Consider the following 12,864-nt stretch of genomic DNA (forward strand, 5'->3'; position numbering starts at 1 on the left):
CTCGGCGGCCACCCCGTCGTGGAAGCGCGTCGCCAGCTCGCGTGCGAGCCGCAGCTTGGCATCCCGCGGATTCAGCACGCCCTCCTCCACTTCGCGCCTCATGCGCGCCAGCGCATCCAGCGAGACGTCGAAGCTGAGCAGCTCGAACCATCGCCACATCAGTGCGTCGTCGATCTTCATGGTCTTGGTGACGATGTCGATCGCGGGCTCATCGATGCCGATGTAGTTGCCCAGCGACTTGGACATCTTGTGCACGCCGTCCAGGCCCTCGAGCAGCGGCATGGTGAGCACGATCTGCGGCGCCTGGCCGTGGTGCTCCTGCAAGGCGCGCCCCATCAGCAGGTTGAACTTCTGGTCGGTGCCGCCGAGCTCGACGTCCGCCGCCAATGCCACCGAGTCGTAGCCCTGCACCAGCGGGTAGAGGAATTCATGGATCGCGATCGGCTGCTGGCCGGCGAAGCGCTTGGCGAAGTCGTCGCGCTCGAGCATGCGCGCAACGGTATGTTGCGCGGCCAGCTTGATCATGTCGGCCGCCGACATCTTGCCGAACCACTCGGAGTTGAAGCGCACCTCCGTGCGCTCGCGATCGAGCACCTTGAAGACCTGCGAAGCGTAGGTTTCGGCATTCTTCAGCACGTCCTCGCGGCTGAGCGGCTTGCGTGTGACGTTCTTGCCGGTCGGGTCGCCGATCATCCCGGTGAAGTCGCCGATCAGGAAGATCACCTGGTGCCCCAGGTCCTGGAACTGGCGCATCTTGTTGAGCAGCACGGTATGTCCCAGGTGCAGGTCCGGGGCCGTGGGATCGAAGCCGGCCTTGATGCGCAGCGGGCGCCCGCTCTTCAGGCGCTCGATGAGTTCTTCCTGCTTGATGACTTCGTCCGCGCCGCGGGCGATGGTCGCCAGCGTCTGCTCGAGCTCGCTCATGAGTGTCCTCTGATGCCGATCGGTCGACAGCCACAAGGGGCCGCCGTTCACAAAATGGCGTTAATTGTGCGTTAATCACAAAACCAGCGCAAATCCTTGAAAGAAAAGGCGTTGACGCCCTTTATACGGGGCCGCTAAGGTACCCCGCCTGAGTACTTTGTAATGCGGGGCGAAGAGCATGGGTGAGGGCGACCGGATCGCGCGGGCGGCGCGCAAGCAGGCAATACGCCGCAAGGCGCAGCGTCGCCACATGCACTTCTATGAACGCTGCGCGCACTGGTCCTTCAGCCGCCTGGGCGAGTCCGAACCGCTGCGCTGGCACCGCGAGCGCTGGATCCTGGCCGGTACGGCGCTGCTGCTGACGGCCCTTTCCGGTTTCTTCCTGCCTGCCTGGGCCAGCGCGATGCGGCCCGATCCGCAGCCCATGGCGCATACGCTGTTGCCGCTGACCCTGCCCAAGGCCTCGCCGGTCGCCGCACCCGCCCGCGCGATGGAGGACTGGCAGGTGGTGCAGGTACAGCCCGGTCAGACATTGTCGGACATCTTCCAGGACCAGGGCCTGTCCCTCACCGACCTGCAGCGCGTGATGGATGCGGCCGGCGCCGCCAAGGGCGCTTTCCACAACATCCGGCCGCACCAGGAGTTCGATTTCCTGCTTGGGAGCGACGGCAGCCTCAAGGGCGTCCGCTTCGACAAGGACGAAGCGAACCGCGCGGTGGTCCGCTTCGACGGCGGCCAGGCCACGCTGAACATCCAGCCGCGGGCGATGGAAACCCGTGAGCACGTCGCCCACGGCACCATCACCAGCTCGCTGTATGCCGCCGCGGCCAGGGCCGGCATGAGCCAGGGCATGGTTGGCAAGCTGGCCGACCTGTTCAAGTACGACATCGATTTCGTGCAAGACCTGCGCGACGGTGACAGCTTCACGGTCATCTACGACGACGTCTACCGTGACGGCAGCTACTACGCGGAGGGCGACATCGTCGCCGCGGAGTTCGTCAACCAGGGCCGCCGTTACACCGCCTACCGGTTCAAGAAGGCCGACGGCCGCTACGGCTGGTTCAGCGAGGATGGCCGACCCATCCAGAAGTCGTTCCTGCGCATTCCGGTGGACTTCACCCGCATCTCCTCCCGTTTCAGCGCAGGCCGCATGCATCCGATCCTGGGCCGCATGCGAGCGCACAAGGGCGTGGACTACGCGGCGCCCAGCGGTACGCCGATCCATGCCGCCGGCGACGGCGTGATCAAGTTCAAGGGCTGGATGCGCGGCTATGGCAACTTCGTGGTCGTCCAGCACAACAAGAACATCAGCACCGCCTACGGCCACATGTCGCGTTTCGCCAAGGAACGTGTCGGCCAGCACGTCAGCCAGGGCCAGGTGATCGGCTACGTGGGCATGACCGGCCTGGCCACCGGCCCGCATCTGCATTACGAGTTCCGCGTCAATGGCGTGCAGCGCGATCCGCAGACGGTGACCCTGCCCAAGCCCCAGCCGCTGCCGGCGGCGCAGCTGGCCCGGTTCGAATCGCAGGTCGTGCGCCCGCAACTGGCCCGCCTGAAGGCGATGGATGCCAACATCAAGCTCGCCCAGCTGCGCTCGGCCACGCGCAACGACGACTGACGATCACCCTTGATGACCGCGGACGATGCATCGGCCCTCTACCTGGGGCTGATCTCGGGCACCAGCGCCGACGGCGTGGACGTTGCGCTGGTGTCCTTCGAGCAGGGGCTGCCGCAGCTGCGCGCCGCGCTCACCCATCCCTGGCCCGAAGCCCTGCGCGAACGCGTACTGGCACTGGCGCAGGATCTGACCGCCTTCAGCCTGGACAGCTTCGGTCGCCTGGACGTTGCGGTCGGGCGCCACTTCGCCGAAGCCGCGCGGGCGTTGCTGGAAACCAGCGGCACGGCTCCTTCCGCGGTGCGCGCACTCGGCTCGCACGGCCAGACGGTGCGGCACCGCCCCGCCGGCGAGGCGCCCTTCACCTTGCAGATCGGTGACCCCTCGGTCATCGCCGAAACCTGCGGCATCGACGTGGTGGCCGATTTCCGCCGCGCCGACGTCGCGGCCGGCGGCCAGGGCGCGCCGCTGTTGCCGGCGGTACACGCCATGCTCCTTGGCCAGCCTGGCGTCACGCGCGTGGTGCTCAACCTCGGCGGAATCGCCAACATCACGGTGCTCGGGCCGGAAGACCTGGTGCTCGGCTTCGATACGGGTCCCGCCAACGGCCTGCTGGACGCCTGGTGCCAGGAGCAGCGCGGCGAACCGTTCGATCGCGACGGCGCATTCGCCGCCGCCGGCCAGGTCGATGCGCCGCTGCTCGAGGCACTGCTGGCCGATCCCTACTTCACGCTCCCGCCGCCCAAGAGCACCGGCCGCGAACACTTCCACCTGGCGTGGCTGCTGCGCCAGCCGCGGGTGGCGCTGCTGTCGCCGGCCGACGTGCAGGCCACGCTGCTGGAACTGACCGCGCACACCGTGGCTGATGCGATCGAGGCCCACGCCCCCGCCGCGACGGACGTACTGGTCTGCGGCGGAGGCGTGCACAACTCCCGGCTGATGGCACGCCTGGCCGAGTGGCTGGCACCGCGACGCGTGGCGAGCACAGCCACGCACGGCATCGATCCGGACTACCTGGAAGCGGTGGCGTTCGCCTGGCTGGCGCGCCAGCGAGTGCTGGGATTGCCGGGCAACCTGCCCGCCGTCACCGGCGCGCGCGGCCGGCGCGTGCTGGGTGCGTTGTACCTGGCTCCGCGGGAATGATCGCGGCGGTCTAGCCCAGCTTCGCGACGCGCGCGGGTGCCAACTGCGTCGGGCGGGCCAGCGACAGCGCCTGCAGGGCTTCCTGGAAGACCGCCTTTTCGGCCAGGTCCCAGTGCCCCCCCAGCACCAGGCTGTCCGGGTCGAACATGGTCTCGCTGGAAATCTGGCCGGCGGCACTCAGGCCCAGGCCGTGCCGCAAGGCGTGCAGCACGACGTCGTTGATCGACCAGTGGCGATCCTTCGCGAGCGTCTTGATGCGCTCGGCCATCAAGCTGTCGATGTGGCGTATGACGAGGTCCGGCACGTGCGTCGCTCCGTGTCACGCATGCCCAGCTGGCAAATCATGGTGGCACAGAACGGCAAGGTTTGCAGCAGACCTCCCGGCAGGTCGGGGCGGCCCTCACCCGCCCCTCGGGACGCGGTCACCCGGGGCTAGGCTTCGACCTGCTCCGCGGCGCGGATACGGCGCCATAGCAGGAGGTACAACACCATCGCGGGGATCAGCGCCAGCACGGTGAGCACGAAGTAGCCGCCGTAGCCCGCGGCCGTGGCGATCCCGCCGGCAAAGAAGCCCAGCAGCTTGCCGGGCAGGTTCACCAGCGAGCTGAGCAGGGCGTACTGGGTGGCGGTGTGCTGGCGATTGACCAGCATCGACAGGAACGCCACGGTCGGTGGGCCCAACATGCCCAGCGTGAGGTTCTCGGCCGAGATCACCAGCGTCAGCGCCACCAGGTTGCCGGGGTGGCCGATCAGCACGAGGTAGAACAGGTTGCTGCAACCGCAGAGCACGACGGTCACGCCCAGCGAACGCCACGCGCCCCAGCGCGCCACTGCCGCGCCGCCGAGGAACACGCCGACGATGCCGATCCAGACGCCGTAGATCTTGGTGATTGCACCGATCTCGGTCTTGGAGAACTGCATGTCGCGGTAGAACGGACTCATGATGCCGCCGATGGTCGCCTGCTCGGGAATCTTGAACAGCAGGATGAACAGCAGGATCACGCCGGCCGCCTGCCAGCCGTAGCGGCGGAAGAAATCGGCGAACGGGTCGATCACGCTTTCGCGCATGGCGATGCCCCAGCTGGCCGGGCGCGTGCGCAGCACGTCCGGCTCGCGTGCCAGCAGCGTGGTGGCGATCGGGATCGCCATCGCGGCCGCCATGACCAGGTAGACCACACGCCAGGGCACGTGGTCGGCCATGATCAGCGCCACCGCGCCAGCCAGCAGCAACCCGATGCGGTAACCCAGTGCGTAGGTCGCCACCAGCGCACCCTGCACGTGCGAGGGTGCGATCTCGATGCGGTAGGCGTCCACCGCGATGTCCTGGGTTGCGCCGAAGAAGGCCACCAGCAACGTTGCAGCCACGAACGGCCACAGCTGGTCGGGCGTCAGCAGCGCCATCGCCAGCAAGCCCACGGTGACGCACAACTGCGCGAACAACAGCCAGCCTCGGCGCTGGCCCAGACGCGCGAAGCCGGGAACCCGCCAGTGGTCGAGCAACGGCGCCCAGACGAACTTGAACGCGTAGGTCAGCCCCGCGCTGGCGATCATGGTGATCTCTTCGAGCTTGATGCCGTTTTCCTTGAGCCAGTACGCCAGCGTGCCGGCGACCAGCAGGAACGGCAGACCCGAGGAAAATCCCAGCAGCGCCATCGTGCCTGCCGCCGGCTGCGCGAAGGCGCGCCAGATCGAGGGTTTGCGGGGCGGCGCGGTGGCCGGTTCAGTCGGCATAGTCGACCGTGTACGGCGCATGGTCGGAGAAGCGCTGCTCGCGATAGACCGAGCAGGCGCGCATGCGATCACGCAGGCCCGGCGTGCAGACCTGGTAGTCGATGCGCCATCCGACGTTGTTCTCGCGCGCCCGCCCGCGGTTGGACCACCAGGTGTACTCGACCGCCTCGGGCTTGATCGCGCGGAAGCTGTCGACCCAGCCGCGGGTGTGGAACAGGAGGTCCAGCCAGGCGCGCTCCTGCGGCAGGCAGCCGGAATTCTTCTGGTTGGAGGTCCAGTTCTTGATGTCGTTTTTCGTGTGGACGATGTTCCAGTCGCCACAGATCACATAGTCGCGGCCGCTGTTGAGCCACCCGTCGAAGATCGGCGTGAGGAAGTCCATCGCCTTGAACTTGAACTGCTGGCGCTCTTCCCCGGAGGAGCCCGAAGGCACGTAGAGGGAGACCACCGACAGGTTGCCGAAACGCGCCTCGATGTAGCGCCCTTCGCAGTCGAACGGATCCCAGCCCAGCTCGGTGAGCACGGCGTCCGGCTCCCGCTTCGCGTAGATCGCCACGCCGCTGTAGCCCTTCTTGCACGTCGCGTCGCGATAGAAGCAATGATGGCCGTCCGGACGGAACATCCCGTCGGTGAGCTGGTTCTCCTGCGCCTTGGTTTCCTGCAGGCAGACCACGTCGGCCTGCTGCGTGCGCAGCCAGTCGAACACGCCCTTGCTGGCGGCCGAGCGAATGCCGTTGGCGTTGAGCGTGACGATTCTCATGAGGCGGGCTCTCGGGCTTGGGGAACCCGTGGATAATAGCCGTCGCTTCCCGAATCTCCACGCCGGCCATCCATGCAGCCCTACCAACGCGACTTCATCGAACTGGCGCTCGCGCGCGACGTGCTTCGCTTCGGCGACTTCACTCTCAAGTCCGGCCGCCGGAGCCCCTATTTCTTCAATCTCGGCCGGATCGATACCGGCGCCGCGCTGGCGCGGCTGGGCGAAGCGTACGCGGCCGCGCTGATCCGTGCGCAGTTGCCGGTGGACATGCTGTTCGGACCCGCCTACAAGGGCATCGCCCTGGCCGCCGCCACCGCCATAGCGCTGGCGACGCGCCATGGCCGCGACCTGCCGTGGGCTTACAACCGCAAGGAAGCGAAGGACCACGGCGAGGGCGGCGTGCTGGTCGGCGCGCCGCTGGCCGGTCGCGTGCTGATCGTCGATGACGTCATGACCGCAGGCACCGCGGTGCGCGAATCGCTTGCCCTGATCCGTGCGCAGGGCGCCACGCCGGCCGGGGTGCTGATCGCGCTCGACCGGCAGGAGCGCGGCCAGGGCGAGCTCTCCGCCGCGCAGGAAGTGGCGCGCGACCATGGCGTCCCGGTGATCGCCATCACCGGCCTGGACGAAGTGCTTGCCTACGCCGGCGAACGCCCGGAACTGGCCGCCGAACATGCGCGCCTGCTCGATTACCGCAGCCGCTACGGCGTGTCCGCATAACTCAAGTGGCGACCGGCGTCACAGGCCCGCCGGCGCCCTTCATCCACGCTTTAGGCGGTTGCCGCACGATGGCTATACTGCCCGCCAGGAGGGGGTATCCATGCGCAAGTTCGTTTACGCCGTCGCGATCGGCCTGGCGGCGACGGTCCTGACCGCCCATGCCCAGAAGGCCACGGGCGTCCGCTATCACTGGCGCGACGGCAAGGGCCTGTCCCATTACAGCGACAGCCTCACCGCCGAAGCGATGAAGTACGGCTACGACCTGGTCAACGACCGCGGCTACGTGGTGCGCCACGTCGAGCGCCAGCTGAGCCCCGAGGAGCGCGCCGCGGCCGACCAGCTCGCCGCCGAGCAGGCGGCCCAGCGCCGCGCCGCCGAAGCGCGCCGGCGCGCCGACCTGCAGATGCTCAACGCCTACGGCGACGAGACCGCACTGAAACAGGCGCAGCAGTCGGAACTGGACAGCATCGACCAGCAGATCAACACCACGCGCCTGAACCTGCGCAGCCAGGAGAAGACGCTGGCCGACCTGCTCGGCCGCGCCGCGGACATGGAGCGGGCCAAGGAAAAAGTGCCCAAGTACCTGGTCGAGAGCATCGCGGACCAGCGCAACGTGGTGTCCAGCCAGCGCGGCACGCTGGACCGGCTGCAGGACCGACGCGACGCGGCCGAGAAAGAGGCCGCGCAGCAACTCGATCACTATCGCGCGCTGAAGAAGGCGCAGGACGAACAGCGCCACTAGGCCGATGGGTGCAGGAGCGCACGGGTGCGCTCCTGTGATCGCTTCCGGCAGCGGCGGAAATCGCCCGCCACCGGTTCGTCAGAACGGCAGCTTCAAGCCCGGGTCGACCAGGAACAGCTGCTCGCGGAACGCCTGCTGGATGCGCTTGAGCGCCGCCTGGTTGTCAGCATCGAAGCGCAGCACCAGTACCGGCGTGGTGTTGGAGGCACGCACCAGGCCCCAGCCGTCCGGCCAGTCGGCGCGCACGCCGTCGATGGTGGTCAGCGTGGCGTCGCCGAAAGTGGCCTTCGCCTTGAACTTCTCGATGAAGCGATAGTGCTCGCCCTCGTTGAGCTCGATCTTAAGCTCCGGCGTGGAAACACCCTTGGGACAGGTGGCGAAGATCTCCTCCGGGGTGCGGCCCTCGATGTCGCCGGCGAGGATCTCCAGCAGCCGCGCGCCGGCATAGATGCCGTCGTCGAAGCCGTACCAGCGTTCCTTGAAGAAGAAGTGGCCGCTCATCTCGCCGGCCAGCTCGGCCTGCGTCTCGCGCATCTTGGCCTTGATCAGCGAGTGGCCGGTACGCCACATCAGCGGGCTGCCGCCGGCTTCCAGCACCTGGCCCTTCAGATGTCCGGTGCACTTGACGTCGTAGATGATCGTGGCGCCCGGCTGGCGCGAGAGCACGTCGCGCGCGAACAGCATCAGCAGGCGGTCCGGGTAGATGATCTCGCCTTCCTTGGTCACCACGCCGAGACGGTCGCCATCGCCGTCGAAAGCCACGCCCAGGTCGGCACCGGTCTGGCGCACCGCGTGGATCAGGTCTTCCAGGTTGTGCGGGTCGGACGGATCCGGATGGTGGTTGGGGAAGGTGCCGTCGACCTCGCAGTACAGCGGTACCACTTCGCAGCCGATGCCCTCGATCACCTGTGGCGCCAGGGCGCCGGGGATGCCGTTGCCGCAGTCGACCACCACCTTCAGGCGCCGCTCCGCCTGCACGTCGGAGATGATCCGCTCGATGTAATCGGGCACCACGTCGACGTGGCGCAGGCCGCCCTGCCCGCCGGCCTCCAGCGCGCCACTGGCGATGCGCTGGTAGAGGTCCTGGATCGCGCCTTCGGACAGCGTCTCGCCGCCGACCACGATCTTGAAGCCGTTGTAGTCCGGCGGGTTGTGGCTGCCGGTCACCGCCACGCCGCTGCCGGTGTTGAAGCGGTAGGCCGCGAAGTACACCACCGGCGTGGGCACGGCGCCGACGTCGATCACGTCGATGCCCGCCTCGCGCAGGCCGTCCGACAACGCGCCGGCGAGCTCCGGCCCGGACAGGCGGCCGTCGCGGCCGACCACGATCTCCGATAGCCCCTTCTCGCGCATGAGCGTGCCGATGGACTGGCCGAGCAGGCGCGCCACCCGCGCCGTCAGCGTCTTGCCCACTACCCCGCGCACGTCGTATGCACGGAAGATGCTCGGATCGACGGCATCGGCCGGGCTCTCCGCGGGCGGCATCGCCGCAGGACGCACCACCGAGGGCGCGGGCTCGTGCTTGGCGGGGACTACATCGGACACCATCATCTCCTTGGGTTGGGTTTCCTGGCGCGGGGCCGACCGGCCACGCAGCCACAACAGGTACAGGCCGCCGCCGATGCCCAGCAGCGCCAGCAACGCGGCCAGCGGCCAGACGCGCGGCAGCAGGATGAAGGCAGCCGGCAAGGCCGCGCGCACGCTGAAGGCACTGCCCGGCACCGGTTCAGCCTGGTCCTCCGCCTCGGCCGACGCGGCACCGCGCGACAACAGACTGTGTTCGCCGCGATCGTCGCCCTGACGCAGGTCGATGCGACCGCTACCGGGCGCAATGGACTCGAAACGGCGTTGCAGTGGCGTGAACGGCAACTCCACCCAGACCCATGCCTGCGGACGCTGCACCGGGCCGAGCGGCTGCACCAGGCTCAACCGGCGCTGGCCATTCTCCGCCACGGTCTGCACGGGCAGGCTGTCGTCGGTCTGCGCGGCCATCAGTTGCGCCGCCTTGGCATAGCCGAACTCGCGGTAGTTGGCGTGCAGCACCTCGTCCAGGCTTCCGCTGTACACCTCCACGTCCAGCGCCTGCGGCAGTCGCGCGCGCAGCACATCGGCCAGTTGGGCGCGGTCGCCCTGCAGGAGGGCAGGGTCGAGCGTGGCGAGCGCCTGCGCGACCTGTTTGCGCTCGGTGGCGATCTCCGCTGCCAAGGCACGCGCGGCACCGTCGCGCGCGGCGTGCACGCGCGCCACCTCACCGCTTTCGCTGGCGATCAGCCAGGTCTGCCAGGCACAGAACAGGCCCAGCAGCAGCAGCACGGTACCGCCGGCCAGCGGCAGCAGCTGCTGCCATGCCACGCGGTTGCCCCGCCCCCTCGCGATGTGTCTTGCCATCTCGCCCCCACCCGATCGCAACGTCAGTTATGCCTGGCTTCACTTGATGCCGGTCGAGCCGAACCCGCCCGCCCCGCGTGCGGAAGGCGCGAACTCCTCCACCACCCGCAGCCGCGCCTGCGCCACCGGCACCAGCAGCAGCTGCGCGATGCGATCGCCCACACCGATGGTGTACGAGGCGCTCGAGCGGTTCCAGCAGGAGATCATCAGCGGGCCCTGGTAATCGGCGTCGATCACGCCGACCAGGTTGCCCATCACCAGTCCGTGTTTGTGACCCAGCCCCGAGCGCGGCACGATCAGGGCGCACCAGTTCGGGTCGCCGATGTGGATGGCGATGCCGCTGGGCACGAGCGCGCTTTCGCCGGGCGCCAGGGTGAGCGGCGACTCGATGGCCGCGCGCAGGTCCATGCCGGCACTGCCGACGGTGGCGGCCTCGGGCAGCGGAATCGCATCACCCAGGCGCGGGTCCAGGATCTTCAGTTCGATGTCGATCATGCGCGTGCCTCCCGGTAGCGCGCGGCGATCCGCTCGACCAGCCGCGCGGCCAGCTCGCGCTTGGAGGCGCGCGGCAACTCCTCGCCGCCGCCGGGCCAGTACAGGCTCAGCGCGTTGTCGTCAGCCTCGAAGCCCAGGCCCGCGCCGACGCGGTTGGCGGCGATCATGTCCAGCCCCTTGCGGGAAAGCTTGTCCTGCGCGTAGGTGGCCAGCTCGTGCGTTTCGGCGGCGAAACCGACCAGGAACGGGTGCGGTTGCATGGCGGCAAGGTCCTGGAGGATGTCCGGGTTCTCGGCCAGGTCGAGCACCAGCGGAGCGCCGTCGTGCTTCTTGAGCTTGTGTCCGGCCACCTGCGCGGGGCGATAGTCGCCCACCGCGGCCGCGCCGATGTAGATGTCGGCCGAAGCGGCGGCGTCCAGGACGGCCTCGCGCATCTGCGCGGCGCTGCGCACGTCCATGCGGCGCGCCACGCCGGCGGGCGTGGGCAGGCCGACCGGACCGGCGACCAGCGTCACCTGCGCGCCGCCGGCGGCGGCGGCCTCGGCCACGGCAAAGCCCATGCGACCGGAGCTGCGGTTGCCGATGAAGCGCACCGGATCGATGTCCTCGTAGGTCGGCCCGGCGCTCACCACCACGCGCAGCCCGGCCAGTGCGCCGCTGCGGAAGGAAGCGGCGAGCGCGTCGCGCAGTTCGACCGCTTCGAGCATGCGGCCCGAGCCGATGTCGCCGCAGGCCTGCTCGCCCGCCGCCGGGCCGAGCACGGTCACCCCGCGCGAGCGCAACGTGGCCAGATTGGCCTGCACTGCCGCATGCGCCCACATCTGCTGGTTCATTGCCGGCGCCAGGTACAGCGGCGCGCTGCTGGCCAGGCACAGCGTGGTGAGCAGGTCGTCGGCCTGGCCGTGCGCAAGGCGGGCCAGGATATCGGCGCTGGCCGGGGCGATCAGCACCCGCTCGGCCCAGCGCGCCAGTTCGATGTGGCCCATCGCCGCTTCCGCACCCTCGTCCCACAACGAGACGCGCACGGGCTGGCCGGAGAGCGCCTGGAACGTGGTCGTGCCGACGAAATGCGTCGCCCCCTCGGTCATCACCACGCGCACCTCGGCACCCTGCTCGCGCAGCCGGCGCACCAGTTCGCAGGACTTGTAGGCGGCGATACCCGCCGAGACGCCGAGCAGGATGCGACGTTGGGCAAGACTCATGTAGGACGGGCCTGACAATCGGGCGATGCGCTAGCTTACCGGATTCATCAAGAACCACTGCTGCCTCCGGTCGCACTCCGACGGGCAGGATCGACCGGATGAGCATCCGTCACTGGCCCAGCGGCGAACGTCCGCGCGAAAAGCTGCTGCAGCACGGCAGCGCCACCCTCTCCGACGCCGAACTGCTGGCCGTGCTGCTGGGTAGCGGCGTGGCCGGCAAGGACGCCATCGCGCTGGGTCGCGAACTGCTCGCCGAAGCCGGCGGCCTGGGCGCCCTGCTCGGCCGTGTCGATGGCCCGGTGCCCACGCCCGGCCTGGGGCCGGCCAAGCGCGCGCGCATCGTCGCCGCGCTGGAACTGGCCCGGCGCAGCCTCGCCGAACAGCTGCAGGCCCGCCCCAGCCTGGGCAGCCCGCGCGACAGCGGCGACTACCTATCCGCCCGCCTGCGCCACCTGCCCTACGAGGTGTTCGGCTGCCTCTATCTGGACAATCGCCACCGCGTGCTGGCCTTCGAGGAACTGTTCCGCGGCACGGTGGACGGCGCCAGCGTGCATCCGCGCGAGGTGGTGCGCGCCTGCCTCAAGCACAACGCCTGTGCGGTCATCTTTGCGCACAACCACCCGAGCGGCGTGGCGGAACCCAGCGCCGCCGATCGCGCGATCACCCGCGAGTTGCGCGAGGCGTTGCAGCTGGTCGGCGTGCGCGTGCTCGACCATCTGGTGATCGGTCACGGCACGCCGGTGTCGATGGCCGAACGCGGCCTGCTCTAGCGCGAATCGGCAAAAAAGAGCGGCGCGCCGGGGAGGAGGGCGCGCCGCCGGGGAGCGCACCCGTCGGGGGAGAAGACGGGTACCGCACCAGCGTGGCAGGCGGCCGTGACAGGGGCATGACAGCCAAGGGCCTTGACAGACGCGAAAACACGCGGCGGGACTTATGCACAGTACGGTCGGACCGGGCTTGCCGGTCGCCAGTTGCCCGGACATGTGAAAGACCTCGTGCAATCTGTTGTTTTTAAACGTTTGTCATCTTTACAAGCCGACTTCCCGAAGAGCCCGACCTCTACCCCGCTTTTCCGGCATCGCTTTCCCCACAGACTTATCCACAGGCTTGTCCCCGGTCCGGATGAAAAGCGCGTGCCGCT

General features: G+C 68.7%; 12 protein-coding genes (1 of these 12 only partly in view). 5 read left to right on the plus strand and 7 right to left on the minus strand.

The genetic code is table 11. The features are described 5' to 3' along the window. On the minus strand, positions 1-924 hold the 5' portion of the coding sequence (tyrS, locus tag LQ771_RS14570) for a tyrosine--tRNA ligase (RefSeq protein ID WP_231350099.1). The gene continues 288 nt to the left of window position 1, outside the view; only the first 924 of its 1,212 coding nucleotides appear in the window; its start codon is at positions 922-924; its stop codon lies beyond the left edge, outside the window. Positions 925-1,102: 178 nt separating this feature from the next. Between tyrS and LQ771_RS14575 the strand changes: the two genes are divergently transcribed. Together LQ771_RS14575 and LQ771_RS14580 are read left to right on the plus strand one after the other, a co-directional pair. Then, positions 1,103-2,545, plus strand: coding sequence for an OapA family protein (locus LQ771_RS14575; protein ID WP_231350100.1), 1,443 nt, complete (start codon positions 1,103-1,105; stop codon positions 2,543-2,545). Positions 2,546-2,557: 12 nt separating this feature from the next. Next, positions 2,558-3,685 carry an anhydro-N-acetylmuramic acid kinase gene (locus LQ771_RS14580; protein WP_231350101.1) on the plus strand — a complete coding sequence of 376 codons (1,128 nt, stop codon included), beginning with the start codon at positions 2,558-2,560 and terminating at the stop codon, positions 3,683-3,685. 10 nt (positions 3,686-3,695) lie between these two features. On the opposite strand, the gene LQ771_RS14585 is transcribed toward LQ771_RS14580, so the two are convergent. The 3 genes from LQ771_RS14585 to LQ771_RS14595 form a co-directional block, all read right to left on the minus strand. Next, positions 3,696-3,989 (minus strand): hypothetical protein, encoded by a 294-nt coding sequence (locus LQ771_RS14585; RefSeq protein WP_231350102.1) that lies wholly within the window; start codon positions 3,987-3,989, stop codon positions 3,696-3,698. 128 nt (positions 3,990-4,117) lie between these two features. Continuing rightward, positions 4,118-5,416, minus strand: a complete 1,299-nt coding sequence (locus LQ771_RS14590; RefSeq protein ID WP_425491285.1) for an AmpG family muropeptide MFS transporter — start codon at positions 5,414-5,416, stop codon at positions 4,118-4,120. Then, the gene (locus tag LQ771_RS14595) at positions 5,406-6,176 is read right to left on the minus strand and encodes an exodeoxyribonuclease III (RefSeq protein ID WP_231350103.1); all 771 of its coding nucleotides are present in this window, start codon (positions 6,174-6,176) and stop codon (positions 5,406-5,408) included. The genes LQ771_RS14590 and LQ771_RS14595 overlap by 11 nt, the downstream gene beginning before the upstream one ends. A 72-nt stretch (positions 6,177-6,248) precedes the next feature. Between LQ771_RS14595 and pyrE the strand changes: the two genes are divergently transcribed. Both pyrE and LQ771_RS14605 read left to right on the plus strand, forming a co-directional pair. Continuing rightward, positions 6,249-6,896 carry an orotate phosphoribosyltransferase gene (pyrE, locus tag LQ771_RS14600; protein ID WP_231350104.1) on the plus strand — a complete coding sequence of 216 codons (648 nt, stop codon included), beginning with the start codon at positions 6,249-6,251 and terminating at the stop codon, positions 6,894-6,896. A 100-nt stretch (positions 6,897-6,996) separates the two neighbouring features. After that, on the plus strand, positions 6,997-7,638 hold the full coding sequence (locus tag LQ771_RS14605; RefSeq protein WP_231350105.1) for a DUF4124 domain-containing protein: 642 nt from the start codon (positions 6,997-6,999) through the stop codon (positions 7,636-7,638). A gap of 78 nt (positions 7,639-7,716) precedes the next feature. Here the strand turns inward: LQ771_RS14605 and LQ771_RS14610 are convergent, their stop codons facing one another. Genes LQ771_RS14610 through coaBC form a run of 3 tightly spaced genes read right to left on the minus strand, consistent with a single transcriptional unit; the run spans position 7,717 to position 11,723 of the window. After that, complete coding sequence (locus LQ771_RS14610; protein WP_231350106.1) at positions 7,717-10,026, minus strand: phosphomannomutase/phosphoglucomutase; 2,310 nt, start codon at positions 10,024-10,026, stop codon at positions 7,717-7,719. A 39-nt stretch (positions 10,027-10,065) separates the two neighbouring features. Further along, the gene (gene dut, locus LQ771_RS14615) at positions 10,066-10,521 is read right to left on the minus strand and encodes a dUTP diphosphatase (RefSeq protein ID WP_231350107.1); all 456 of its coding nucleotides are present in this window, start codon (positions 10,519-10,521) and stop codon (positions 10,066-10,068) included. Beyond that, a complete protein-coding gene (gene coaBC / locus LQ771_RS14620) occupies positions 10,518-11,723 on the minus strand; it encodes a bifunctional phosphopantothenoylcysteine decarboxylase/phosphopantothenate--cysteine ligase CoaBC (RefSeq protein WP_231350108.1) in 1,206 nt (401 codons plus the stop codon). Before coaBC ends, dut begins: the two co-directional genes overlap by 4 nt. 98 nt (positions 11,724-11,821) lie before the next feature. Here coaBC and radC point away from each other — a divergent pair, with 98 nt between their 5' ends. Further along, positions 11,822-12,493, plus strand: a complete 672-nt coding sequence (radC, locus tag LQ771_RS14625; RefSeq protein ID WP_231350109.1) for a RadC family protein — start codon at positions 11,822-11,824, stop codon at positions 12,491-12,493. The last annotated feature ends 371 nt before the right edge of the window (positions 12,494-12,864 follow it).

The organism is Frateuria soli (genome assembly GCF_021117385.1).
Lineage (GTDB): Bacteria > Pseudomonadota > Gammaproteobacteria > Xanthomonadales > Rhodanobacteraceae > Frateuria_A > Frateuria_A soli.

What these genes read in the sequence shown, in the direction of transcription:
- LQ771_RS14575 (WP_231350100.1), top strand. Translation starts at nt 1,103, where the DNA reads ATGGGTGAGGGCGACCGGATCGCGCGGGCGGCGCGCAAGCAGGCAATA.
- LQ771_RS14580 (WP_231350101.1), top strand. Translation starts at nt 2,558, where the DNA reads ATGACCGCGGACGATGCATCGGCCCTCTACCTGGGGCTGATCTCGGGC.
- LQ771_RS14590 (WP_425491285.1), bottom strand. Translation starts at nt 5,416, where the DNA reads ATGCCGACTGAACCGGCCACCGCGCCGCCCCGCAAACCCTCGATCTGG.
- LQ771_RS14595 (WP_231350103.1), bottom strand. Translation starts at nt 6,176, where the DNA reads ATGAGAATCGTCACGCTCAACGCCAACGGCATTCGCTCGGCCGCCAGC.
- pyrE (WP_231350104.1), top strand. Translation starts at nt 6,249, where the DNA reads ATGCAGCCCTACCAACGCGACTTCATCGAACTGGCGCTCGCGCGCGAC.
- LQ771_RS14605 (WP_231350105.1), top strand. Translation starts at nt 6,997, where the DNA reads ATGCGCAAGTTCGTTTACGCCGTCGCGATCGGCCTGGCGGCGACGGTC.
- LQ771_RS14610 (WP_231350106.1), bottom strand. Translation starts at nt 10,026, where the DNA reads ATGGCAAGACACATCGCGAGGGGGCGGGGCAACCGCGTGGCATGGCAG.
- dut (WP_231350107.1), bottom strand. Translation starts at nt 10,521, where the DNA reads ATGATCGACATCGAACTGAAGATCCTGGACCCGCGCCTGGGTGATGCG.
- coaBC (WP_231350108.1), bottom strand. Translation starts at nt 11,723, where the DNA reads ATGAGTCTTGCCCAACGTCGCATCCTGCTCGGCGTCTCGGCGGGTATC.
- radC (WP_231350109.1), top strand. Translation starts at nt 11,822, where the DNA reads ATGAGCATCCGTCACTGGCCCAGCGGCGAACGTCCGCGCGAAAAGCTG.